The 24,177-nt window shown below is 38.4% G+C and carries 20 protein-coding genes and 1 tRNA gene; 19 read left to right on the top strand and 2 right to left on the bottom strand.

All coding sequences use genetic code 11. The annotated features are described in order from the left end of the window. The first annotated feature begins 204 nt into the window (after positions 1-204). The 9 genes from J8L71_RS07545 (at position 205) to J8L71_RS07505 (ending at position 9,686) form a co-directional block, all read left to right on the top strand. Positions 205-1,242 carry a response regulator gene (locus J8L71_RS07545; RefSeq protein ID WP_210999990.1) on the top strand — a complete coding sequence of 346 codons (1,038 nt, stop codon included), beginning with the start codon at positions 205-207 and terminating at the stop codon, positions 1,240-1,242. Positions 1,243-1,263: 21 nt separating this feature from the next. Next, positions 1,264-1,857, top strand: coding sequence for an isochorismatase family cysteine hydrolase (locus J8L71_RS07540; RefSeq protein ID WP_210999989.1), 594 nt, complete (start codon positions 1,264-1,266; stop codon positions 1,855-1,857). Between the two features lie 10 nt (positions 1,858-1,867). After that, on the top strand, positions 1,868-4,678 hold the full coding sequence (locus J8L71_RS07535) for a PAS domain S-box protein (RefSeq protein WP_210999988.1): 2,811 nt from the start codon (positions 1,868-1,870) through the stop codon (positions 4,676-4,678). 327 nt (positions 4,679-5,005) lie between these two features. Continuing rightward, entirely contained in the window at positions 5,006-5,296 is a 291-nt protein-coding gene (locus J8L71_RS07530; protein WP_210999987.1) for a hypothetical protein, read from the top strand. Positions 5,297-5,639: 343 nt separating this feature from the next. After that, positions 5,640-6,452: an EAL domain-containing protein gene (locus tag J8L71_RS07525; protein WP_247655234.1), complete on the top strand. Its 813-nt coding sequence runs from the start codon at positions 5,640-5,642 to the stop codon at positions 6,450-6,452. A 126-nt stretch (positions 6,453-6,578) separates the two neighbouring features. Then, positions 6,579-6,953, top strand: a complete 375-nt coding sequence (locus tag J8L71_RS07520) for an Hpt domain-containing protein (protein WP_210999986.1) — start codon at positions 6,579-6,581, stop codon at positions 6,951-6,953. A gap of 9 nt (positions 6,954-6,962) precedes the next feature. After that, the gene (locus J8L71_RS07515) at positions 6,963-8,360 is read left to right on the top strand and encodes a sigma-54 dependent transcriptional regulator (RefSeq protein WP_210999985.1); all 1,398 of its coding nucleotides are present in this window, start codon (positions 6,963-6,965) and stop codon (positions 8,358-8,360) included. Between the two features lie 112 nt (positions 8,361-8,472). Next, on the top strand, positions 8,473-9,003 hold the full coding sequence (locus J8L71_RS07510) for a redoxin domain-containing protein (RefSeq protein WP_210999984.1): 531 nt from the start codon (positions 8,473-8,475) through the stop codon (positions 9,001-9,003). A gap of 236 nt (positions 9,004-9,239) precedes the next feature. Further along, complete coding sequence (locus J8L71_RS07505) at positions 9,240-9,686, top strand: Hsp20 family protein (RefSeq protein ID WP_210999983.1); 447 nt, start codon at positions 9,240-9,242, stop codon at positions 9,684-9,686. A gap of 59 nt (positions 9,687-9,745) precedes the next feature. Here the strand turns inward: J8L71_RS07505 and J8L71_RS07500 are convergent, their stop codons facing one another. Beyond that, positions 9,746-11,302, bottom strand: a complete 1,557-nt coding sequence (locus J8L71_RS07500) for a cryptochrome/photolyase family protein (protein ID WP_210999982.1) — start codon at positions 11,300-11,302, stop codon at positions 9,746-9,748. Between the two features lie 326 nt (positions 11,303-11,628). Then, the gene (locus tag J8L71_RS07495) at positions 11,629-12,090 is read right to left on the bottom strand and encodes a globin domain-containing protein (RefSeq protein WP_210999981.1); all 462 of its coding nucleotides are present in this window, start codon (positions 12,088-12,090) and stop codon (positions 11,629-11,631) included. A 404-nt stretch (positions 12,091-12,494) separates the two neighbouring features. Between J8L71_RS07495 and J8L71_RS07490 the strand changes: the two genes are divergently transcribed. The 10 genes from J8L71_RS07490 to J8L71_RS07445 all read left to right on the top strand — a co-directional run bounded on the left by J8L71_RS07490 (position 12,495) and on the right by J8L71_RS07445 (position 24,016). Then, a tRNA-Met gene (locus tag J8L71_RS07490) sits at positions 12,495-12,571 on the top strand. Between the two features lie 282 nt (positions 12,572-12,853). Then, positions 12,854-13,309 carry a ribosome maturation factor RimP gene (rimP, locus tag J8L71_RS07485; RefSeq protein WP_210999980.1) on the top strand — a complete coding sequence of 152 codons (456 nt, stop codon included), beginning with the start codon at positions 12,854-12,856 and terminating at the stop codon, positions 13,307-13,309. A gap of 38 nt (positions 13,310-13,347) precedes the next feature. Further along, positions 13,348-14,847, top strand: a complete 1,500-nt coding sequence (nusA, locus tag J8L71_RS07480; RefSeq protein WP_210999979.1) for a transcription termination factor NusA — start codon at positions 13,348-13,350, stop codon at positions 14,845-14,847. A 25-nt stretch (positions 14,848-14,872) separates the two neighbouring features. Beyond that, entirely contained in the window at positions 14,873-17,533 is a 2,661-nt protein-coding gene (infB, locus tag J8L71_RS07475; RefSeq protein ID WP_058547406.1) for a translation initiation factor IF-2, read from the top strand. A gap of 109 nt (positions 17,534-17,642) precedes the next feature. After that, positions 17,643-18,050, top strand: coding sequence for a 30S ribosome-binding factor RbfA (gene rbfA / locus J8L71_RS07470; RefSeq protein WP_210999978.1), 408 nt, complete (start codon positions 17,643-17,645; stop codon positions 18,048-18,050). Beyond that, positions 18,050-19,009: a tRNA pseudouridine(55) synthase TruB gene (gene truB, locus J8L71_RS07465; protein ID WP_104642273.1), complete on the top strand. Its 960-nt coding sequence runs from the start codon at positions 18,050-18,052 to the stop codon at positions 19,007-19,009. The genes rbfA and truB overlap by 1 nt, the downstream gene beginning before the upstream one ends. Before the next feature lie 144 nt (positions 19,010-19,153). Next, the gene (rpsO, locus tag J8L71_RS07460; protein WP_004585888.1) at positions 19,154-19,423 is read left to right on the top strand and encodes a 30S ribosomal protein S15; all 270 of its coding nucleotides are present in this window, start codon (positions 19,154-19,156) and stop codon (positions 19,421-19,423) included. A 338-nt stretch (positions 19,424-19,761) separates the two neighbouring features. Beyond that, positions 19,762-21,888 (top strand): polyribonucleotide nucleotidyltransferase, encoded by a 2,127-nt coding sequence (gene pnp / locus J8L71_RS07455; protein ID WP_210999977.1) that lies wholly within the window; start codon positions 19,762-19,764, stop codon positions 21,886-21,888. A gap of 141 nt (positions 21,889-22,029) precedes the next feature. Next, complete coding sequence (gene nlpI, locus J8L71_RS07450; protein ID WP_210999976.1) at positions 22,030-22,908, top strand: lipoprotein NlpI; 879 nt, start codon at positions 22,030-22,032, stop codon at positions 22,906-22,908. Beyond that, positions 22,895-24,016 carry a hypothetical protein gene (locus tag J8L71_RS07445; protein ID WP_211000095.1) on the top strand — a complete coding sequence of 374 codons (1,122 nt, stop codon included), beginning with the start codon at positions 22,895-22,897 and terminating at the stop codon, positions 24,014-24,016. Before nlpI ends, J8L71_RS07445 begins: the two co-directional genes overlap by 14 nt. Positions 24,017-24,177: the final 161 nt, after the last annotated feature.

Genomic DNA, 24,177 nt, shown 5'->3' with positions numbered 1-24,177 from the left:
AAAAGACAAAAAAAGCGATTAGACCATTCTAATAAATTCATTAATTAAGTTATGCCTCGCAATCTGATTTGCAATATGCAAATAAACAGGCGCATTTCACACTCTTGATAATTAAGCTTATGAAAATAAGCGATTTTATAAAGGTACATTTGTGGCACATAACTTGATGAATAATATTCATAGATATTTTAGGTAGAGTACTTTATGAATAATAACAGTCACGTTTTAGAAATTATCCAAGCGGTAATAGGTAAATATTGTGTAACCCAAAAACGCAATTTCTCGGTGACTCTAATTAATAAGCTGCAATGCAATTATGTGTGTTTGCAAGTCTCTCCTGAGCAGATAATAGCGCAATGTGAAGAGTTTTTAACACCTGGTTTAACATCAGCAAAAAATAGCTTTTTGCTTACAGTGGAAGCTAACATTCAAGGTGTAAGCTTTCATTACTGGGTTGATGATGATCAGCAAGTCACGTCATTAGATGTGCATGGCCTTTTAGCAACTAAAGAGTCAGTAAATTTAGCGCTTGATATTAATCAAAATGTAGATGTTTTAACTCATTGTGAACTGTTATTTAAGAGTTGCTTAAAAATGTCAGCGCACACTCATGACCGATTTGGCTTAAATTTTAAATTATTTAACAGTATGACGAGAGAGTCGATACAGCTAGAGGATTTGAGACATTTACATGGCGATGATTTAATAAATAAGCTAAACAATGACAGTTTAAATAATCATATCAAGCTTTGTTCAATAGATGATATTAACAATTTAAGCCAAGAACATAAGTTCTCTAAAAGAGTCCTTGGCTGGCCTTTTTTTGATACTGACTTAATTGCTATTTTAGCCACGCTACATACACAAACGCGTTTATCAATTTTAGTTGCTGATGATAGCCTGCCAAGCCAGATAGCAACTAAGGTAATGCTAGAAATGCTTGGGTGCTCGGTAACGTGTGCTGAAAATGGTGCGAGTGCATTATCTCTTGCCCAAAAGGAGACATTTGATTTACTACTGCTAGATGAGCGTATGCCTGGTATGTTTGGCAGTGACGTAGCTGAGCAATTAATTAGTCAAAACACACCCAATAACGATACACCTAAAGTAATTTTAACGGGGATTACTGGAGATGATCAAATAGCTGAGTTATTTAAAAAAGGGATAACGCATTACTTACAAAAACCAGTAACAAAAGCGGTACTTGAAAAATTTATTAAACCTTGGCAGCTTGCCTCATAAATGGCTCTATAGGGAGATACTATGCACGATTTATCTAAAAGCGCGCTTGTGTTAATAGGTTTTCAAAACGATTATTTTTCACCTAAGGGTGTTTTGTATGACGTGGTGGAAGAGTCGTCACGAGTCACTGGCGTAGTAGAGAATACGCTTTCTTTACTGAGTCATTGCGCAGAAAAGTTCGCGATAGTTATAAATACTCCAATCCACTTTACACAAGATTACAGTGAGCTTAAAAATCCAATTGGCATACTAAAATCAATTGTTGATGCCGGAGCATTCAAATCAGGGTCTTATGGTGCGCAAACTATCGATCAATTAAAAGAGTACAAACATGTAATTAATGAGATCCCAGGAAAACGAGGACTTAATGCTTTTACTCATACACACCTAGCTCAAACGCTTATAAACAATAACGTAAATGAAATTATATTAGCAGGAACCGTGACTTCTATTTGTATAGATTCTACGGCGCGTTCTGCTGTTGATTTAGGCTTTAACGTTACTATTTTAAGCGACTGCACATCGAGCCGTACTCCATTTGAGCAAACGTTTTACTGTGAAGAAGTTTTTCCTTTGTATGCGCGAGTGAGTAGTAGTCATGCTTTTACAAAATAATGGAGAGGGTATGGATAAAAATGACGAACTCCAAGTACAAATTCAATATGCACTAGTTGAAAAACTGTCTAATAGTAATCGCCGACAAGCAAAGCTATTAGCTATATTAGACGAGTGTATTTTTGAATGTGATAAACACTTAAACCTTACCTATATCAATGAGGCCTGGCAAAACAAGCTCAACTATTCAGTGGATGAATTAATAGGCTCAAATATAACTAAGCTAATGAATAGCGAAGATATTATGCATTTTGTTGCTTATAGTTGTAGCTTACTTGAAGGGAAGTTGCCGCCAAGCACAGAGATACAAATCAAAAATGAAGCAGGATTAACAAATTGGTTTGAACTTAGGTTAGTTTATGATGGAACGAGTGGATTTATTGGTTCCCTATACGATATTCAGCGTCATAAAGACTTTCAGTTGCTACTTACCCAACAACAAAAATATGTAAAGCGATTATCGCTTGTAGCAAGTCACACTAATAACTTAGTAATTATTACTGATAAATTTGGTTTAATAGAGTGGGTTAATAATAGTTTTGAAAGGCTTACAGGTTACACTTGTGATGAAGTAATTGGTATTTCTCCTGGTAAATTATTACAGGGCCCAAAAACCTGTAAAGAGAGCTGTAAAGTAATGTCTCATGCAATTACTAATGGTTTACCTTTTCAGGTTGAAACAGTTAACTATGATAAAAACGGAAATCTCTATTGGGTGGCTATTGATGCTAACCCAGTTCGAGACGATGCTGGCGATATAAAACATTTTATTGCAATTGAAACTAACATCACACAACGTGTCAAAGCAGAGCAGGCTATGGCAGAAACAGAAGATAACTATCATTCTGTTGTTGATAACATTCCTGATATTGTTTTGCGCCTTGATACTGATGGCAAACTATTATTTATCAACAAAGCATGGCAGAAGGTTTTAAATTCTCAGGTAAAGCAAAGCATAGGTTTACCATTAATAAACTTTATTGCTAAAGGCGACATAGAAAAAATATCAAGCATTTTGGCAAACTATAAAACGGGTAAACGCGACATCTGCCGCTTTGATGTGCGTTTAATTAATGCTCAGGGCAGTGACAATTGGGCTGAAATAACACTAACTCCTATCTTTAATGATTACGACAATAGCTTGTCTTCCATCGCAGCGACCCTTGTTGATATACAAGAGCGTATTGAGGGTGAGAAAATTTTGCTAGAGGCTAAAAACCAAGCAGAAATGCTCGCCGAATCCAAAAGCCGTTTTATGGCTAATATAAGCCATGAAATTCGAACACCGTTAAATGCTGTAATTGGCTCGGCTGATATTTTGCATAATACAGGCTTAACAAGCGAGCAGATGCGTTATACGCAAATGATTAAAACAAGCTCTGACGCTTTACTTAGTGTTCTTGATGACGTACTCACCTATTCGCGCTTTGAAGCACAGGCAATTTCTTTAGACAACCAACCATTTAGTATTGATACATGTATAGAAGAAGCGATAGATATTGTCACGGAAAGTGCTTTGCAAAAAGGGCTTGAAGTTATTTTTGATTTTTACCCTGATGTGCCAACTCAGGTAGTTGGTGATCACGCACGTATAAGACAAATAGCGATAAATTTATTAGCTAATGCGATTAAATTTACAGAGCAGGGTGTTATTACTGTTACGCTAAGGTGTACGCAAATTACGGGTGATGACCTAACTCTTCAGCTATCGGTTAAAGATACAGGGATCGGCATAGCAAAAAGTAAAATAGAAAGTATGTTTATGCCCTTTATACAATCTGACAACTCAATAACCCGACAACATGGTGGAAGCGGGCTAGGGCTTGCTATTTGTAAGCAAATTTGTGATGTTGTTAAAGGTGATATTTCTGTTACTTCCGAGCTTACTAAAGGTAGTGAGTTTGTGGTTAACTACCCACTTAAAATAGATACCACTGATTCAATTTTAAGAGAAGGGTTTGCAGCGAGAAGCAAAAAGCCTAAGGTGTGGATTATAGGCACTAATAAACTACTACAATCAGCTCTTAAACATACCTTAACTCGATTCTCAATCTCTTTCGATTGCTACGCGGTATTTCCTAGTACACCTAAATTTGACAATCCACCTGATGCTATTGTGCTGATAGAACCAAAAATTTTAACTCAAACACGTGAATGCATTGATTCGTATAATTTTCTCCATACCCCATGTTTACTTAACATCGATTTAAAAGGTAAAAGTTTATTACCAAAAAGTGCAAGTGACAGTGTACTAACTATAAATGGGCCGTTTAAAGTATCGCACTTACCACGTGCTATGAGTTTACTCGAAGAGCAGCTATTTCATTTAGATATAATATATACAAACCGCGAAGATAAAGAGGTTGTTCAATTTAATAACAAGCCTGCAGAACTCAATGGCCTTAATGTACTCGTAGCAGAAGATAACACTAATAATCAGATTGTGATTAGGCAGTTTTTGGAGCAAAAGGGTTGCAAAGTAAGTATTGCAAATGATGGCCAAGAAGCAATTGCCATGGTTAAAAGTAAAAAAATAGATCTTATTTTTATGGATATTCAAATGCCTATTCTAGATGGTATTTCCGCAACAAAAGCGATAAGAGATCTTGGTATTTTAACGCCTATTATTGCGCTTACTGCGAATGCTATTCATGGCGATAAAGAGCGATTTATCAATGCAGGAATGAATGACTACTTAGCTAAGCCAATAGTTAGTGGCACTCTTTTTTCTTTACTCGAGAAGTACACACCGCAACATGTATCTGAATCAAAGCATTTAAAACTTGTTAGATTAGCTGAGGTATGGGAAAAGCTAAAATAAATATAAGAGTCATATTTATAATGTGTAAGCACATTTACTAAACCTCAAAAACTAATCTTTTTGAAGTAATTAAAGTTATTTATGTAGTATTTAAAGGTTGTATTTTTAATCAAATTTTCATAATGAATTGCATATTGCAATTCAATATGGAGGTAGTAGTGATAATATTGTTAGTATGAAATTTCATTAATACTTAATTTCACACTAAACCATTGATTTAAAAGATTAAATTATTTTTGTGTTTTATCCGCACTAGTTGGTATGGCTTTCGCAATATACCTATTAAGTAAATATGATTTAAATGTTTTACATTTTAAGAGGTGCGCAATGCAAACAAATACAAAAGCTAAACAACAGCCTAAAAGTATCAGCTGGGTTTTAACCCCGGAGATTATGGTTTTATCTTTTCTGCTTGTAGCAGCCTTGGTTGTAACGATTACTATACTGAGAGATTCAAGTTCACTTGAGCCGTTAGTCGATGTGAATTCAACGTCGTTTTTACAATCTGACATTGACAATACCCAATTTGTAAGCGAAACATTTGACGCTAAAAACATAAATTATGCACAGCACCTAGATACTCCAAAAAGAGATGAAAACGTAACTTTTTCAAACTGAGACTTTTGCGCAGGTAACTATGTTGCCTGCGTTTTTTTTACCTCTCTGATATCTCCTCCCTCCGCACATAAAGTCGCCGCAATCATTTGCTAAAAAATTAATATGATTCATCTGTTGTTCTAAGCATTCTTTAATAAGCCCCTAGGTAGCAATACAGTTAACAGATTTACTGCATTGCAATGTGAATTGCAAAATGCAAATGTAGATTGATATAAGTTTGTTTTTACTTTCAATAAATTAAGTGTTTGATTTGTATGGCTTTTAATTGCACCGGTATGCAGTGAATATGGTCTGTAACTTGCTCTATTTAAAGTAGAATATCAGTCGAACTATGGAGCAAATAATGAATGCATTTAATACCCTAGAACCCACAAACCCAATAAACTTAGCTAGGTGGCATGAGCTTGAGCAAATCATGACTGATGCAATGCAAAATAATTATTTTAAAATGGTTTACCAGCCCTTAGTTTCACTTGCATCAGGTAAGCTCGTAGGGTTTGAATCCTTGGTTAGATGTGATTCACCTCGGTTTGGCATTGTTGGACCAGACGAATTTATACCTCATGTAGAGCAGTCTGGCATGATATTAGACTTAGGCGATTGGATTTTTGAACAAAGCTTATCTGACTTAAATCAAATGCGACAACTAGGTATGACCGATCTGACTATTTCATTAAATATTTCACCAGTACAAATTTTAGATGGAGACGTGTTTTCAAAAGTGATGGGGCTGCTTGAGAAACATCGCATACCTCCACAAGCTATAAAAGTTGAGTTAACAGAGACTGCGCTAATTCATAGTCCTACCAAAATAGCAAAAGCATTCGAGAATTTTCACAAAGAGGGCGTGAAAGTATGGATAGATGATTTTGGTACTGGTTATGCGTCACTTGGTTTACTGCGTCAGTTTGATATTGATGGTTTGAAAATAGACCGTAGTTTTGTAAGTGGTATTGCTATTAACAATGAAGATTTTACTCTATGCAGCGCAATTATTGCGATGGCCCAAAGGTTAGGTTTAGAAACTGTAGCAGAAGGCATAGAGGAGAATGAGCAGTTACAAATATTAGAGCAATTAGGGTGTGATATAGCTCAAGGTTACCTACTTGATAGGCCGCAAACCTTATCTAAAAGTATAGAAATTTGGGCTCCATGAAATATAGCACTCATTGTGATTTGCAAAATGCAAAAAACAAATTACTCTTATAATATAAATATTTAAATTTATCAGCTAATAGAGTGTATTAGATAAGCTTATTATAATAAAAATTAAAGGACTTTTATGCCCATATCAGAGAAATTTGTTGATAAAAGTATCACAGAGCTCAATGTATTAGCTCAGCTTGAGAAAGATGTCGGGGTTGAGGTTTTAGCTAAATTAATAAAGCTATTTATTGATGAATTAATCACCATGAGTGAACAAATAAAAATAGCAATTGATAACGAAGATACTGTTAAGATTAAAGAAATAACCCATATATTAAAAAATTCAGCTGCTTTATATGGGGCAGCTCCTTTAGCAGCATTAGCAACTCAACTTCACGACTCACCGCCCGCCACCACGGCAGAAAACCTTCACTTAGCACTTATTATTCAGCACAATTTAGATAAAACCCACGATGCGTATCAAATCATCATTAACAATATAGGGATTTAAGGAGCTACCATGAATAATATAAATGATAAAAGGCTTGTATATATTGTTGAAGATAGCATTGCAAGTGGGGCTCTTTATGCGAGTCAGCTTGAACAAGCTGGGTATGAATGCAAGCATTTCACTGATGGTTATTCCGCTTTAGTCGGTATAAAAGAAGAGATGCCAGCGGTAATAGTGCAAGATGTATGTTTACCCGATATTAGTGGTCTAGAAGTACTTCAGTTCGTTAACAAACAGAAAACCCCAGCGAATGTGGTAATGATCACCTCAAACAGTTCTATTGATGTAGCTGTAGAAGCTATGCGATTAGGCGGTTTTGACTTTTTGGAAAAGCCTTTTACAGGACAGCGATTAATTAGCTCAGTAGAGAGCGCGTTAACTCCAAAAGAGCAAGTAAAGACAAAGCCATCTGTGGATAAAAACACTAAAAATCAAGACTTTGTTGGTGAGTCTTTAGCAATGAAGACTGTTTTTAGGCTTCTTGACAGTGCAGCAAGAAGTAAAGCATGTGTATTTATAACGGGAGAAAGTGGCACAGGTAAAGAAGTCTGTGCACAAACCTTGCACGATGCAAGCCCCAGAAATAAAGGCCCTTTTATCGCAATTAACTGTGCGGCTATTCCTGCAGAATTATTTGAATCTGAGTTTTTTGGCCATGTTAAAGGGGCATTTAGTGGTGCTCTAAGTGACAGAAAAGGTGCTGTAGAAGTTGCCAATGGAGGGACTTTATTTTTAGATGAACTGTGTGAAATGGAGCTTAATTTACAAGCAAAATTATTACGCTTTTTGCAAACAGGTATCTTTAGCCGCGTAGGTAGTAGTGAGGTGTTGCACAGTGATGTACGTTTAGTGTGTGCTACAAACAGAAACCCGATTATTGAAGTGGCAGAGGGGCGTTTTAGGGAAGATCTATATTACCGTCTGAACGTTATACCTGTAAAACTGCCACCACTGAGAGAACGTGGCAACGATATATTGCTTTTAGCTGATTACATACTTAAACAAAAAAGTGACAGTAACGCTAAAAGTTTCATTAGCTTTTCTGAAGACGTTAAATCCTTGTTTTGTAATTATGATTGGCCAGGAAATATCCGAGAGCTGCAAAATGTAATAGAAAATACGGTTGTTATAAATGATGCTCAAGTAATAGAAAGAGAGATGCTACCAAGCTCATTCGGCTTAACTGCTTCTGTACCATCAACTAAGTCAATGCCATCTGCGAATATGAGCTCTTCAAACTCAATGCCTTCACCTATGGCTGTGCATGATATAGAACCATTATGGCAGGTAGAAAAAAGGGCCATCGAGAATGCAATTCAGGTGTGCGATGATAATATTCCTCTTGCCGCGGCTTATTTAGGAGTGAGTGCCTCAACCATTTATAGAAAAATAAAGGGGTGGTCTTAAATATTTATAGCGTTGTGATTACATTTTTCAGGTTGAATTAATATAAGTTACCCTAAGGTCTATGGGTAAGAGCAAAATTAATTTTTAATCTGAAAAGTAAAAGGAGATCGCCATGAGTAACACTAGTTTAAAGCCTGCGGATATTATGCCATCACTAATAGTGAGTGATGTAGACGAGCAAAAAATAGACTTAGTAGACAGAGTAAGTGACTCCCCTTGGAAAATGATTGTTGTTTATAGAGGTCAACACTGTCCTAAATGTACTGTGCAACTTAATGAACTGGCTAAAATGCATGAAGACTTTAAAGAGGCTGGCGTTGAAGTTGTTGCCGTTAGCGGCGATAGTCATGAGCAGCTTAATAAGCATTTTGAAAAAATAGATATCAACTTTCCAATTTACTACGGCTTAACCATTAAGCAAATGACCGATTTAGGGCTACATATTAGTGAGCCACGAAGTGATGCCGAAACTGATCACCCATTTGCAGAGCCAGGTATTTTTGTACTTAACGAAAAAAATCAGCTGCAAATGCTCGATATTTCAAACAGCCCTTTCGTTCGTCCTGATTTAGAGCAGTTGTTAGGTGGGATTAAGTTTTCACGAGAAAACGATTACCCAATCCGAGGCACGTTTATTAAATAGTCATATTTTTAAATGAATTAAAAAAGGCACAGTTATGTGCCTTTTTTATTTTATTTAAAATTTTTTTATTTAATTACTTGAAAACAAAATTACTGCCCATAAATAGTTAAGTGAAGACGCCTGATGGGTCTTTATTTAACAGAAGTAATTGAAATTTATATTATTAATTTAATTGTGTTGTACTTGTTCAAAAGAAAAGTAGCAACATTATATCGCTTAAATATGAGGATATTATTATGCGTACAGTAGACTTATCACCACTATACCGTTCATTCATTGGCTTTGATCACTTAGCATCTTTAATGGACGCAGCAGCACGTACAGACAAGCAACCGAGCTTTCCTCCGTACAACATAGAAGCACTCGATAAAGACAAGTACCGTATCACAATGGCGGTAGCAGGTTTTAGTGAAAGCGAGTTAACTATTGAGTCTGAAAACAACACGCTTAAAGTTGCAGGCACTAAAGCAAACAAAGATGAAAACACAGAGCGTAAATTTATTCATCAAGGTATTGCTGAGCGTAACTTTGAACGTAAATTCCAGTTAGGAGATCATGTAAAAGTACTTGGCGCAGATTTAGCCAATGGCTTACTAAGTATTGACTTAGAACGTGAGATCCCTGAAGCGTTAAAACCACGTAAAATTGAAATTGGTAATAGCAACCTAATAGAAGGTAAATAATCTTCTAAAGTACATTTTCCCCTGATTATTTAGCCGCCTCATTTGAGGCGGTTTTTACGTTATAAAGTATCTATGTTTTTGATATAAAGCTTCGCTTGCTCAAGAGTTTGTGTTTGAAGATCGAATGACTGTTTATCCCAGTTTTTATAAACCATGCCTATTCTAGGGTTAGATTGTAACCTATCTCTATGCTTGTTCATAAAGTGCCAATATAGGCTGTTCAGCGGACACGCGTTCTCACCTATTTTTTGCTTTACGTCGTATCGACAGCTTTTGCAGTAATCACTCATTTTATTGATATAATTACCACTTGCAGAATAGGGCTTGGTTGCAATAATACCGTCATCAGCAAACTGGCTCATACCTCGTGTGTTTGGCATTTCCACCCATTCTATGGCGTCTATATAAACGCCTAAATACCAATTATCTACTTCGTTCGGGTTCATGCCTGTTAATAAGCAAAAGTTCCCTATGACCATAAGTCGCTGTATATGGTGGGCATAAGCGGTCTCAAGGCTTTGGGTAAGTGCATGGCTTAAGCAGTTCATTTTTGTGTTTCCATCCCAAAAGTAGCGGGGTAGATTTTTCTTAGCATCTAGTTGATTTTTATCTGCATAATCAGGCATATTCACCCAATAAACAGCTCTTACATATTCCCTCCAGCCTAAAATTTGTCTAGTGAATCCTTCAACTTGTGAAATTGTTATTTGTTGAGGGTTTTGTTCATATTCATTTAATACGCGTTTAATTACATAAAGGGGATGAAGTATTTTTGCATTTAATGCAAACGATAAGCGGCTGTGATACAAGCTGCTGTTATGGTTGGATTGATCTGTCATCGCATCTTGAAATTGCCCAAAGCGACTTAGCAAATTTTTACAAAAGTATTCCAAGCATTCAATAGCTTGCTTTCTGGTGGTTGGCCACTGAAGTAGCTCATCTTTAATTTCTCCAAAATAGCCCACATTATGTTTTTTTAAACGAGAAATTATACTACTAACATCGTTATCAAACATTTTTGGAAGCGGGATATCAGCTAAATCTGTCTTTGAAAATTTATTGCGATTATTACTGTCATAGTTCCATTTGCCGCCTTGTGGTTTATCGCCATCCATCAATATATTGTATTGCTTTCTCATGGCGCGATAAAAATGCTCCATTGTTACATGTTTATTTTTAGCGAATCGTTTAGTTATTTGCTCAAACGGTAATAAAAAGTGTTCTGTGTCAACTGCATTTACGTGAAATGTACTGTCCTTTTTAAATCGATTCATTTGCTCTTTTAATCGATATTCATCTGGATATTGGTACTCTATAGCTGAGCAATTATAGTGCGCAGCTATGCGATTTAATAAACCAGGCAGGTGTTCATCATCATGTGTTTCATCAAGCGTTAAATGAAGTACGCTAAACCCTGCATCTTCTAGTGCACTTGCAAAATTAGCCATGGCTGTAAAAAAAGCACATAACTTTTGAACATGATGTTTTACGTAATTTGTTTCTTGTTTAAGCTCTGCTATTAAATACAGAGTGTCATTGTCTTTATGCTTAAACCATGAATGAGAGGGGTTTAGTTGATCGCCTAATATGAGTCTGAGTGTTTTATAGTTTTTCATAACATGGCCAAATTTTTATATACGTCATTGAGCGGGGAACCGATCTTGATAATTTAATACAGTAGTAAAGTACCTTATCAAACTTACTGGCACATAAATAAACCAGAGTGCTAGAGCCTAATAAAGCTGAGAACTAGATAAAATTTATAAAGTGCATATCTGAAAACAGCGATGTACCTTTATTAATGTTGAGTCAAATGAGTGTATTAATGATGGAGCGCAGCTTTCATTACATCGTGTTTAAATTAATAGGCGTTTTGAATATGCAGTGGTGTGTAATAAGAGGACAGAGCTCAACCGATTATAAAACCGGTTAAGCATTATAATTACGAATTATTACTTTGTTTTTGCTGAATCTTCTGTTGAAACGAAATCACGTTTGAGAAATTGAATAGGGTGCTGTTAGCAAATTTTTCAAAAAAGTTAAGCGCATCTCGCCAAGCAACCTGGCTTTCGTGGGTAAAATACCTGCCAAGGTGTTCTTTAAGCGTATCGTAAAAAGCATCAGCTAAAATAGATATATCATTTTGAGTTGCGCCTGACTTTTTTAAATAAGCTAAATGGTGTACTAAAAAAGGGGCAACCTGTGATGGCTTATTTATGTGTTTAACTATTCGCTCAAGCACGCAAAACAAAGTAAAACTTTTTTCGTTAAAATGCGACGCTGCAGGATAATCCATCTTTATATCAGATTCTGCCAATTTACTATGGAAGCGAGCTGTAAAGGCATGAAAATTCGGTTTAATAATTTTTAAATTATCTAACAATGCTGATTGTTGTGTATTCATTATTATCTCTTCGCAGTGAATTATAATTATTATTCTCAAATCTGTTTACGCTTTATTATAGCGGTGTGCTCAAATACTGCACGCTTTTCAATGTTAAAGTATGGCTTTTGTCTTTTTTAACGTTATTTCTAGCTATTACGTGTGTATAAATCACACTTAAAACTGGTTAGCATAAGCATTTTAAATGTAGCCCAATTAATCAAGTATACAAAGTTACCGTGTTTTGTGAAGCTTATGATTCTAATGCCTATATAAAATTAGCATCTTGGGAACTGGTATTTTTAAAAACTAATTACTTATTATGGTTGCTAATTATGCCACACATCCTTATAATAGCGGCCATTGTTTAGTGTGTTGTAAAACACCTAACAGCGATATTAAATTTTAGGTTTGATATCTATTGGCGCGGGATGGAGCAGCCTGGTAGCTCGTCGGGCTCATAACCCGAAGGTCGTCGGTTCAAATCCGGCTCCCGCAACCAATTCTACTAGTAGGTATTACCTTACTAATTTATATCGCGCATTCTAAGTAATGCGCGTTTTGCGTTTTAAGCTATGTAGTTTAAATTTGGTCAGGTTATTGACCCGCAACCAAGCTTGGCCCTAGGCCACACAGTTTTATGCTTTATTGGTGTGACGCCCCGCTTGGTTCGGGGCGTTGTTGTATCTGCACCTTACGATTTGTGGCAAGTGTCATCAAATCAAAATTTAAACACAGTATTTTAGGGCTATAAGCCCTTTTTTTGTTTGTATGGAGGATTTTCGTGACAAAACTTGAACAAGATTTAGTAACCATGTTAACGCCTGCGGTAGAAATGTTAGGCTTTGAATTACATGGTCTTGAGTTTGTGCAAGCGGGTCGCCATTCTACCTTAAGAGTATATATTGCTCATGAGGATGGGATCTCAGTTGATAACTGTGCGGACGCAAGTCGCCAAATTAGTGCGATTTTAGATGTCGAAGACCCAATTACAAACGAATATGATTTGGAAGTATCGTCTCCTGGTGTTGATCGTCCATTATTCAAACAAGATCACTACGAGCAGGCGCAAGGAGAGGAAGTACGCGTACGTACTAAACTTCCACAAGATGGTCGTCGTAATTTTAAAGGCGACTTAGTAGCTGTTAGCAGCGATATGATCACACTATCTACTGATGGTGCAGAGTATTTAATCATGCTTAGTAACATCGAACGTGCGAATTTAATCGCAAAGTTTTAATTCGAGTGCGAAGGAATAGGGCAAGCGAGGCATTACCCATGGCAAAAGAGATATTATTAGTTGCTGAAGCCGTTTCCAATGAGAAAGCGGTTCCAAAAGAGAAGATTTTTGAAGCACTAGAGTTCGCTCTAGCGACAGCAACAAAGAAAAAACACGACGGCGAAATTGAAGTGCGTGTTGCAATTGACCGTAAAACGGGCGATTACGACACGTTCCGTCGCTGGCAGATTGCAGAAGTTCAAGAAGATGGTTCATTAGAAAACCCTTACAGTGAAATCACATTAGAAGCAGCTCAAGTTGAAGAACCTGATTTGCAAATGGGTGATTATGTTGAAGAACAGATTGAATCTATTAAATTTGACCGCATAACTACACAGATGGCAAAGCAAGTTATCGTACAAAAAGTACGTGAAGCTGAGCGCGCTTTAGTTGTAGAAGCTTATAAAGATCAAGAAGGCGAGCTTGTAACGGGTGTAGTTAAAAAAGCGACTCGTGATGCAATCGTACTTGATTTAGGTAACAACGCAGAAGCGGTTATTTACCGTGATGATATGCTACCACGTGAAAACTTCCGCCCGGGGGATCGTATCCGTGGTCTTCTATACGAAGTTAAACCAGAAGCACGTGGCGCGCAATTATTCGTTACGCGTTCAAAACCAGAAATGCTGATGGAATTATTCCGCATTGAGGTGCCAGAAATTGGCGAAGAAATGATTGAATTACGTGCCGCAGCACGTGATCCAGGTTCTCGTGCTAAAATCGCTGTTAAATCTAACGACAAACGTATTGACCCTGTAGGTGCGTGTGTTGGTATGCGTGGCGCACGTGTTCAAGCTGTATCGTCAGAACTTGGCGGTGAGCGTGTTGATATCGTACTTTACGATGACAATCCGGCGCAGTTTGTTATTAACGCAATGGCACCTGCAGAAGTTGCTTCAATCGTAATGGATGAAGACACTCACTCAATGGATATCGCTGTTGAAGCAGATAACCTAGCACAAGCAATTGGTCGCAATGGTCAAAACGTTCGTTTAGCAAGCCAATTAACTGGCTGGGAGCTAAATGTTATGACTGTTGAAGACATGCGTACTAAAAATGAAGCTGAGTCAGATAAGTTAATTAACTTATTTACTGAAAACTTAGACATCGATGATGAGTTTGCATCACTACTTATCAACGAAGGTTTCTCTACACTTGAAGAAGTAGCGTATGTACCTGCATCAGAGTTTTTAGAAATTGATGGCTTAGATGAAGAAACAGTAGACGTTTTACGTTCACGTGCAAAAGACGCGTTAACGACTAAAGCACTTAAAACGGAAGAAAGCTTAGAGGGTGTAGAACCAGCTGAAGACTTACTTGCGCTTGAAGGCTTAGAGCGTCATTTAGCATTTGTTATGGCAAGTAAAGGTGTAGTTACACTTGAAGACTTAGCTGAGCAAGGCATCGACGAACTAGTTGATATTACAGAGCTATCGCCTGAAAAAGCAGGTGAATTAATCATGGCTGCACGTAATATTTGTTGGTTTGCAGACGAGTAATTTATTAACGGAGGTATTACACACTATGGCAGAAGTAAACGTTGAAAAACTAGCCGGCGATATAGGTACAACTGTTGATAAATTGCTACAGCAGTTTTCACAAGCGGGTATCACTAAGCAGGCAACTGATAATGTAACTGAAGCAGAAAAAGCGACGTTACTTGATCATTTAAGCAAGCAACATGGCGGTACTGGCTCAGATGGCCCAGCGCGTATGACTTTACAACGTAAGAGCAAAAGCACGTTAAGTGTGACTGGTTCTACGGGTAAAGCAAAAGATGTTCAAGTTGAAGTTCGCAAAACACGTACATACGTGAAGAAAAGCGCAATGGAGCAAGAACAAGAGCAACAACGCCTAGCCGCAGAAGAGAAAGCGCGTCTTGAAGAGCAGCAAAAAGCTGCACAAGAAGCCGCTGAATTAAAAGCGAAACAAGAGGCAGAACGTAAAGCGAAAGAAGACGCTGATCGTAAAGCCAAAGAAGAAGCTAAACGCAAAGCAGATGCAGAGCGTAAAGCTAAACAACAGCAGATGACCCCAGAGCAAAGTGCTAAGTCTGAGAAAGATCGCATCGAAGCTGAGCGTCTGCAAAAAGAAGCAGAAGAGGCCGCATTGAAGAAAGCTGAAGAAGAAGCGAAACGTCAAGCAGAAGAGGCAAGAAAGCTAGCTGAAGAGAATTCAGCACGCTGGAAGAAAGAAGAAGAAGAACGTAAGAAACGCGAAGAAACTGCGGATCATCACCTTACGACTTCAACTTACGCACGTGAAGCAGAAGATGTTGCCGATGCTCGTGATGAGCAAGGTACACGCCGTGCGAAGAAAAAGAAAAAAGCACCAGCAAAAGATAAATTTGCTGCGTCTAGAGGCCGTAACAAGTCTAAGTTAAAAGCACCAGCATCGCTGCAGCATGGTTTCCAAAAACCAACTGCTGACGTTAAAAACGAAGTGCGCATTAGCGAAACAATTACAGTTGCTGAGCTTGCATCACGCATGGCTGTTAAAGGCGCTGAAGTTGTGAAAACAATGATGAAAATGGGTGACATGGTTACCATTAACCAAGTAATTGACCAAGAAGCAGCACAACTTGTTGCTGAAGAAATGGGTCACAAGGTTATCATCGTTAAAGAAAACGAATTAGAGCAAACAGTACTAAATGACCGCCATGAAGATGGTAAGTCTGAGCCGCGCGCGCCAGTAGTAACTGTAATGGGTCACGTTGACCATGGTAAAACATCTACACTAGATTACATTCGTTCAGCGAAAGTTGCATCTGGCGAAGCAGGTGGTATTACACAGCACATTGGTGCATACCACGTTGAAACAAACGGCAGCATGATCACGTTCTTAGATACTCCTGGTCACGCCGCGTTTACATCAATGCGTGCTCGCGGTGCTAAAGCGACTGATATCGTAATCCTAGTAGTTGCAGCGGATGATGGCGTAATGCCACAAACTAAAGAAGCGGTTCAGCATGCTCGTGCAGCTGGCGTTCCTTTAATCATCGCAGTAAACAAAATGGATAAAGAAGGCGCAGATCCAGATCGCGTTAAAAACGAACTAGCGCAGCTAGACGTTATCCCTGAAGATTGGGGCGGCGATACGCAGTATGTTCATATCTCAGCTAAAACTGGTTTAGGTATTGATGACCTTCTAGAAGCTGTACTTATGCAATCTGAGCTTTTAGAGCTTACAGCTCCTTCTACAGGTATGGCTGCAGGTGTTGTAATTGAATCTCGTCTTGATAAAGGCCGTGGTCCAGTTGCATCTATCCTAGTTCAATCTGGTACGCTTAACCAAGGTGACATTGTATTATGTGGTCTTGAGTATGGCCGTGTTCGCGCAATGCGCGATGAAAACGGTAAAGACATCAAATCGGCTGGTCCTTCTATTCCAGTTGAGATTTTAGGTCTTTCGGGTATTCCAGCTGCAGGTGATGAAGCGACTGTAGTTAAAGATGAGCGTAAAGCACGTGAAGTTGCTTTATACCGTCAAGGTAAATTCCGCGATGTTAAACTTGCTCGCCAGCAAAAAGCGAAGCTTGAAAACATGTTCACTAACATGGCTGAAGGCGATGTTTCTGAAGTTAACGTGGTACTTAAAGCAGACGTTCAAGGTTCAATCGAGGCGATTTCTGACTCACTAACTAAACTTTCTACTGATGAAGTAAAAGTGAAGATTGTAGGTTCAGGTGTTGGTGGTATCACTGAAACTGATGCAACACTTGCTGCAGCGTCTAACGCAATCGTAGTTGGCTTTAATGTTCGTGCTGATGCATCTGCACGTAAAGTAATTGAGACTGAAAACTTAGACCTACGTTACTACAGCGTAATCTACAGCTTAATTGACGAAGTTAAACAAGCAATGTCAGGTATGTTAGCACCAGAATTTAAGCAAGAGATCATTGGTCTTGCTGAAGTGCGTGACGTATTTAAGTCTCCAAAAATTGGCGCTATCGCTGGTTGTATGGTTACTGAAGGTGTTGTTAAACGCAGTGCGCCAATTCGTGTACTTCGTGATAACGTTGTTATTTACGAAGGTGAGCTTGAGTCACTTCGTCGCTTTAAAGACGATGTTGCTGATGTTCGTAACGGCATGGAATGTGGTATCGGCGTTAAGAACTACAATGACGTTCGCGTTGGTGACCAAATCGAAGTATTCGAAACAGTTGAAGTACAACGTACACTTTAATTGCTCGTGAGCTAAGATTGTAAATGGGGGCTTAGCCCCCATTTGTGTATCCATTATTAAATTATCTTATTATTAAATTTCAATAAGTTATTATTTTAGGACAAATGCAATGAGAGAGTTTTCTCGCACTGATCGTGTTGCTCAGCAAATTCAAAAAGAAATTGCTGTAATTTTACAACGCGAAATTAAAGATCCACGCTTAGGTATGGTGACAGTGTCTGCGGTAGAAGTATCGCGCGACTTATCTTACGCTAAAGTATTTATCACAGTATTTAATACTGAAGATGAAAATGCAGCGAAGCAAAGCGCAAAAATACTTAACGAAGCTACGGGTTATATCCGTTCGTTATTAGGTAAACGTATTCGTGCACGCATAATGCCAGAGCTTAAGTTTGTTGTAGACAACTCACTTATGGAAGGTATGCGTATTTCTAACTTAGTAGATTCGGTTATTCGTGAAGATAATGCTAAGCATGTAGATGACGAAACAGATAGCGAAGAAGGCACTAAAGACTAATGGCAAGACGCAGTAAAGGCCGTCCGGTTGACGGTATTTTGTTGTTAAACAAACCAGAAGGTATTTCGTCTAACAAAGCGCTGCAACGAGCGAAAGGTATTTATTTTGCTCAAAAAGCAGGGCATACAGGTGCACTCGACCCACTAGCAACAGGTATGCTTCCCATTTGTTTTGGTGAAGCGACAAAGTTCACTCAGTTTTTACTCGATATAGACAAAACCTATGTAGTACGCGCTAAATTAGGTGAACGTACAACAACATCAGACTCTGATGGGGAAATTGTTAGTACTAAAGACGTAAACGTAACGTATGAACAGCTAGAGCGTGAAATTGCGGCCTTTTTAGGTGAATCAGATCAGTATCCATCAATGTATTCAGCGCTTAAGTATGAGGGTAAGCCTTTATACAAGTACGCACGAGAAGGCATTGAAGTACCTCGTAAATGCAGAAAAATTAACGTATTTAGTTTAACGCTAGATGAGTTTGATGAGCAAACTAACGAAGTACAAATGACTGCGCATGTGTCAAAGGGTACGTATATTCGTACTATTGTTGATGATTTAGGCGAAAACCTAGGGTGTGGCGCACATGTTATTATGCTTCATCGCTCAGCTGTAGGGCACTACCCAACAGATAAAATGGTAACGCTTGATGAAGTGCAAGCCTTGTTAGATAAAGCGAAAGATGAAGAAATAGCACCATCTACTTACCTTGATGAGTTATTGCTACCTATGGACACTGCTTTAGTTGGTCTTCCTGTTGTAGAAATAACAAAAGAACAAGGGTCGGTGTTTAGTCATGGACAAGCTGTAGATACAGCAACAGATTTACCTGATGGTCCAATAAAAGTACTTGCTGATGGTGTGTTTATCGGCACTGGCGAACGTAATCCAAATGGGCAGTTAAAATCTAAACGTGGACTTGCAAGCCAACAAGATGACTACAAAAAGCCAGAATAAGTACCATATTGAATGCCCTAAGGGTATCTTTAGTATAATTAGCTTGTAGTTATTCCCATAGTTGGTAGAATACGCCCGCTTAATCGTTTTGGCTGAATTAGTGATCGGCTAAGACACCTTTTAAATTTAATTTTTGGAGTTACTATGTCACTAAGCAATCAAGAAAAAATCGATATCATTGCTAAATTTGCACGTGCAGAAGGCGACACTGGTTCACCTGAAGTACAAGTAGCATTACTTACTTTTGATATCAACAAGCTTCAAGGTCACTTTGCTGACCACAAGCATGACTTCCACTCACGTCGTGGTCTGCTTCGTAAAGTAAGTACTCGCCGTAAATTGCTTGATTACCTTAAAGGTAAAGATATCTCGCGTTATACTGCGTTAATCCAAGAGCTTGGCCTACGTCGCTAAGAACTTGATTACGAGAAAAGGAGCTTTATAGCTCCTTTTTTTGTGCCTAAATTTCGTAGCCCGACAACATACCTTCAATTTAAACGCCTTGAAATATAAATAAAACAATTGATAAATGATAAGGCTAAAGTGATTACTTTTATCTTGGGGTAGACTCGCAATTTTACGTCGCTTTGGTATATACTATGCGCGTAGATGAATAGGTTATCTGCAGTCATTAAAAATTTTGCCAATTGTAGTACTTAATTGATTTCCAACTGAATACAATTATGTACTGTAATTGGCCCTTTTAATGACACTTATTAATGAAATATAAAAACATTTAAGGAATATTTTAAGTGCAAGCAATTATTAAAGAATTTCAACTAGGTCAACACACTGTAACCCTAGAAACAGGTGCAATCGCACGTCAAGCAGACGGCGCAGTACTAGCAAGCATTGGCGATACTTCAGTTTTAGTAACTGTTGTTGGTAAGCGTGAAGCTCAACCTGGACAAGATTTTTTCCCACTAACAGTTAACTACCAAGAGCGTATGTACGCTGCTGGTCGTATCCCTGGTGGTTTCCTTAAGCGTGAAGGTCGTCCTAACGACGGTGAAACACTTATTGCACGTCTTATTGACCGTCCAATTCGTCCTCTTTTCCCAAGCGGTTTTGTTAACGAAGTACAAGTTATTGCAACTGTTGTATCTGTAAACCCTGAGATCCAACCAGATATGGTTGCGATGATTGGTACATCAGCAGCGCTTGCTATCTCTGGTATCCCGTTCAGTGGTCCAATTGGTGCATCACGTGTTGGTTACATCAACGGTGAATACGTACTTAACCCTACACTAAAAGAGCTTGAAGAAAGCCAACTTGATTTAGTTGTAGCAGGTACTGATAACGCAGTACTAATGGTTGAATCAGAAGCTGACGTACTTGCAGAAGACGTTATGCTTGGTGCTGTTGTATATGGTCATGAGCAATCTCAAGCTATCATCACAGCAATTAACGAATTTAAAGCAGAAGCGGGCAAGCCTACATGGGATTGGTCAGCACCTGAGAAAAACGTATCGCTTGAAGAAAAAGTAGCAGAACTTGCAGCTGAAAAAGTAGGTGAAGCTTACCGCATTACAGATAAAGTAGCGCGTAAAGAAGCACTTGGCGTAGCTAAAGATGCAGTAATTGAAGCATTAACAAGCGAACTTGCTGAAGGCGAAACGCTTGATAAGCAAGAAGTTGGTAAAGTATTCGGTTCTCTTGAGAAGAAAATCGTTCGTGGCCGTATCGCTGCTGGCGAAAAACGTATCGATGGTCGTGAACCAGATATGATTCGTGCACTAGATGTAATGACTGGCGTATTACCGCGTACTCACGGTTCTGCTATCTTTACACGTGGTGAAACTCAAGCATTAGTTACCGCTACACTTGGTACAGAACGTGATTCACAGTTAATCGATGATTTAACGGGTACACACAAAAACCACTTTATGCTTAACTACAACTTCCCTCCATTCTGTGTTGGTGAAACTGGTTTTGTAGGGTCTCCTAAGCGTCGTGAAATCGGCCACGGTAACCTAGCTAAACGTGGTATTGCAGCTGTAATGCCTACACTTACTGAGTTCCCTTACTCAATCCGTGTGGTATCTGAAATCACTGAATCAAACGGTTCATCTTCAATGGCATCTGTATGTGGTACTTCACTAGCACTTATGAACGCGGGTGTACCAATTAAAGCATCTGTTGCGGGTATCGCAATGGGCTTAGTTAAAGAAGAAGAAAACTTTGTAGTTCTTTCTGATATCTTAGGTGATGAAGATCACTTAGGCGACATGGACTTTAAAGTAGCAGGTACAACAAACGGTATTACTGCACTTCAAATGGATATCAAAATTGAAGGTATCACTCAAGAAATCATGCAAATTGCGCTTAAACAAGCAAAAGCTGCACGTTTACACATTCTTAATGTGATGGACGAAGCGATTTCTGCTCCTTCTGAAGAGCTATCTATGTTTGCACCACGTATTTACACAATGCAAATTCCACAGAAGAAGATTGCAGAAGTAATTGGTAAAGGTGGCGCTACTATTCGTCAACTTACTGAAGAAACTGGTACAACAATTGAAATCGGTGATGACGGTACTATTAAGATTGCTGCTACAGATGGCGAAAGTGCAGCTAATGCAATTAGCCGTATTGAGCAATTAACAGCTGAACTTGAAGTAGGTACTATCTACGAAGGTAAAGTTGTACGTATCGTAGACTTCGGTGCGTTTGTAAACATTCTTCCTGGTAAAGATGGCTTAGTGCATATCTCTCAAATCAGTACTGAGCGTGTTAACAATGTTTCTGACCACTTAAGTGAAGGTCAAGAAGTTAAAGTTAAAGTACTAGAAGTTGACCGTCAAGGTCGTGTACGTCTAAGCATTAAAGAAGCAATGGAATCAGCAGCTCCAGCAGCTGATGAGTCAAAAGACGCATAATTGCTAACTTATTAATCTAGCTATATTAGCTAGATAGTAAAAAAGGGGCTGTTTAGCCCCTTTTTTTATGCTTTAATGAAACCTTACTAGACAAGGTCTGTCTTATATTTATCGCGATATATCTTGGTATTAAGGATTTTAATGATACTCAAACATTTAGCTTTGGCATCTTTTGCTATTTTGTCTTTAAGCGCTTGCCAAACTACAACTGAAACAGAGCCTACATCCATTGTTAATGTGCCTTTTACAGCACCTTTAGCCTCAGATTTTAGAAGTGAAATTGCTATAGCTCGTTATTCTGAGTTATTAAATAGAGCCGACTTAAGTGAAGAGCAGCAAGCTAAGCTTTACTATGACCGGGGTGTGCTTTTTGATAGCCTAGGCATGACCACTCTTTCACGCATAGATTTCAACCGTGCGGTTAAACTTAAGCCCGATTTAGCTGAGGTGTATAACTTTTTAGGTATTCAACATACGCTGATGCAGCAATACGAAAAAGCCTATGAGTTTTTTGATTCAGCACTTGAACTAGATGAAGAGCACGAGTATGCCTATTTAAATAGAGGTATTGCTCTTTATTACGGTGATAGAGCAGGCCTTGCTAAAAACGATTTTGATGAGTTTTTAGCGCGCTCTCCAAACGATCCATACCGTGTTTTATGGGTTTACTTAGCAAGCGCCCAAGACGATAAAGTTAAGGCGTTGGAGTCACTTAAAACCAATGCAACAGCACTTGATGAGTCACAGTGGGCATATCAATTAATATCACTTTATACCGGTGATATGAGTGAACATGCTTTTTTATCAGGTATTAGTGACGGCGTTAAAACTGAGCAGGAGTATGCTCAGCGTTTATGTGAAGCGTATTTTTACTTAGCTAAAATGCATCAGGCAGCGGGTGAAGAGTACTTAGCTGCAGATTACTTTAGACTCGCACTTGCTACCAATGTGCATGAGTTTATTGAGTATAAATACGCGCGTTTAGAACTTGAGTTGATGGCGGGTGTTGACGCAAGTTAACCGTATTAAGTTAATAGGTGTATTACTGTGTAGCCTGATTATTTCAGGCTCAAGTAATCACCATGGCAGAATTGGCTTTTGGAATGTACTAAGCACCAAAGCAAATGTGCTACAAAGTTATTGGAATTTCTCCACTTATTTTTCACACCATTTAGCCGCGCTACCTAACGCCCTCTTGGCAAAACTTGCGCGTCATTCAGTACCCATCGCACAATACACTTACTCTTTGAGGCTTTTAAATGATAAGCAAGGGGATACGGCAAAGAAGTTTTGGTTTGCGAGCATAAATGAGTTAACCATTTCGCAGCGTAAAACATTAGCTAAGCATCTGCTTGAGCAAGCTAGGTGGAGCGATTTAAAATTACTCGCGAGCATAAATTCTCTGCCAGCAGGAGATGTGCTAAATCATCTAAAACTTGAAACAAATACACCGCAAAATAGAGTTTCAAGTACGTTTATAAATAAGCTTGGTTATGCATCGTTGCAGGATCAATTTAAGCCAGATGCACACTGTATGTTTAATGTATTAGCGATGAGCGATCATCGTAGTGGCTTATATAAACTTTCTGAGCTTATTAATACCTATAATAAGCAGCCAGAGCCAAAAGAAAATATTTTTTGTTTTTCTAAACCTATTTATGTTGCGGGCACTATTGAGTGTAACCACAGTACTAATCAAGCGGCAAAGTGCCAGTGGGAAACATCTTTGCTCAAAAAACAACTCCCTAAAAACTTCGACTTTATTATTATGATGCCAAGGCAGGGTATGGCAAATGTAAGCAACGGCACTATGCTCGTTAATTCTAAGGCAAATTACAGCGTGTTTTTACATGAATTAATGCACTTTAGTGGCTTTGAAGATGAATACGTTCTATCTCAATCTAAACAAGCATGGCTATGTAGGCTCAGTGGCTATGTTGCCCCTAATTTATATATTTCTCACAATGACGATGCACCAATAGGTTGGCATAAAGCAAAAAGTTGTCAAAAAGGGGGAGTAGCTTATAAACCCAGCAATAATTGGTCTATTATGCAGTATCAACAATTAGGGCTCTCTGCTCAATACAGGGAACTTTGGTTGAATCATCTAGATATGACTGGCGAATAACTACAATGCCACGCTTATGCGCTTACACTCGCAAATAAAGCTATATAAAAGTGGAAGTTACTCTAGATTATATTCGATTCTCAGAGGCTTATTAATTTGTTGAATCTTGTTTATTAAACATCCATATAGCGTCGCTTTTCGTAGACAAAATCAGTGTTTTT

It is taken from the genome of Pseudoalteromonas sp. MMG007, assembly GCF_018100985.1.
GTDB lineage: Bacteria > Pseudomonadota > Gammaproteobacteria > Enterobacterales > Alteromonadaceae > Pseudoalteromonas.
Note: the sequence above shows the minus strand (reverse complement) of the source record. Positions and strands in the feature narration are given on the sequence as shown.

Excerpts from the sequence above, each read along its gene's own strand:
- J8L71_RS07495 (WP_210999981.1), bottom strand. The coding sequence starts at position 12,090 with ATGAATACACAACAATCAGCATTGTTAGATAATTTAAAAATTATTAAA.
- nlpI (WP_210999976.1), top strand. The coding sequence starts at position 22,030 with ATGATACTCAAACATTTAGCTTTGGCATCTTTTGCTATTTTGTCTTTA.
- J8L71_RS07535 (WP_210999988.1), top strand. The coding sequence starts at position 1,868 with ATGGATAAAAATGACGAACTCCAAGTACAAATTCAATATGCACTAGTT.
- infB (WP_058547406.1), top strand. The coding sequence starts at position 14,873 with ATGGCAGAAGTAAACGTTGAAAAACTAGCCGGCGATATAGGTACAACT.
- J8L71_RS07540 (WP_210999989.1), top strand. The coding sequence starts at position 1,264 with ATGCACGATTTATCTAAAAGCGCGCTTGTGTTAATAGGTTTTCAAAAC.
- nusA (WP_210999979.1), top strand. The coding sequence starts at position 13,348 with ATGGCAAAAGAGATATTATTAGTTGCTGAAGCCGTTTCCAATGAGAAA.
- J8L71_RS07525 (WP_247655234.1), top strand. The coding sequence starts at position 5,640 with ATGAATGCATTTAATACCCTAGAACCCACAAACCCAATAAACTTAGCT.
- J8L71_RS07530 (WP_210999987.1), top strand. The coding sequence starts at position 5,006 with ATGCAAACAAATACAAAAGCTAAACAACAGCCTAAAAGTATCAGCTGG.
- J8L71_RS07520 (WP_210999986.1), top strand. The coding sequence starts at position 6,579 with ATGCCCATATCAGAGAAATTTGTTGATAAAAGTATCACAGAGCTCAAT.
- J8L71_RS07505 (WP_210999983.1), top strand. The coding sequence starts at position 9,240 with ATGCGTACAGTAGACTTATCACCACTATACCGTTCATTCATTGGCTTT.
- J8L71_RS07500 (WP_210999982.1), bottom strand. The coding sequence starts at position 11,302 with ATGAAAAACTATAAAACACTCAGACTCATATTAGGCGATCAACTAAAC.
- truB (WP_104642273.1), top strand. The coding sequence starts at position 18,050 with ATGGCAAGACGCAGTAAAGGCCGTCCGGTTGACGGTATTTTGTTGTTA.
- rbfA (WP_210999978.1), top strand. The coding sequence starts at position 17,643 with ATGAGAGAGTTTTCTCGCACTGATCGTGTTGCTCAGCAAATTCAAAAA.
- J8L71_RS07545 (WP_210999990.1), top strand. The coding sequence starts at position 205 with ATGAATAATAACAGTCACGTTTTAGAAATTATCCAAGCGGTAATAGGT.
- J8L71_RS07510 (WP_210999984.1), top strand. The coding sequence starts at position 8,473 with ATGAGTAACACTAGTTTAAAGCCTGCGGATATTATGCCATCACTAATA.
- rpsO (WP_004585888.1), top strand. The coding sequence starts at position 19,154 with ATGTCACTAAGCAATCAAGAAAAAATCGATATCATTGCTAAATTTGCA.
- J8L71_RS07515 (WP_210999985.1), top strand. The coding sequence starts at position 6,963 with ATGAATAATATAAATGATAAAAGGCTTGTATATATTGTTGAAGATAGC.